At 72.0% G+C, this 436-nt stretch carries 1 protein-coding gene; it reads right to left on the bottom strand.

Features of this window, described 5'->3' with window-relative positions:
* Window positions 1-173: 173 nt before the first annotated feature.
* On the bottom strand, window positions 174-436 hold a 263-nt coding region (locus AB4Y36_RS40485), incomplete at its 5' end, for a hypothetical protein (RefSeq protein WP_368685941.1).

The following is a 436-nucleotide window of genomic DNA, read 5'->3' as shown; positions in this document are numbered from 1 at the left end:
ACGCCACGCTTTCTCCAGCCCGCTGCCGAGCCCGGCGGCGCGCACCTGGGCGCGCAGATCCGCCTGCAGGTGCTCGGACGCTGACCGGACGGCGGCGCGGGCGGCGTCGGCCACCTCATTCAGCCGCTCGTTCAGCAGCCCTCTCAGATCGCCGGTAACGCGGCCGACGATCATCATGGGGCGCCACCCGGCCGCTTGCGGGCGCGCAGAAAGGCTGCAAGCCCTTGCGTCATTGTGGCTTTGTCCGGCGCGGCGGCCGGCGCCGCGGTCGCCGCGCGCCCACCGGAGTTCGGAGCCGACCCGAACGGGTTGGTGCGGCGCACGAAATCGGTCCGGCCGTCGAGCGCCAGTTCGATCAGCGGGATCGGCGTGTCGAGCGCCACCTCCGGCGTCCACCCCAACCACCCGGTCGCCATCTTAAACAGCTCGACCAGAT

The organism is Paraburkholderia sp. BR10936 (assembly GCF_040965735.1).
Lineage (GTDB): Bacteria > Pseudomonadota > Gammaproteobacteria > Burkholderiales > Burkholderiaceae > Paraburkholderia > Paraburkholderia nodosa_A.
This window is presented reverse-complemented; position numbering and strand designations above follow the sequence as displayed.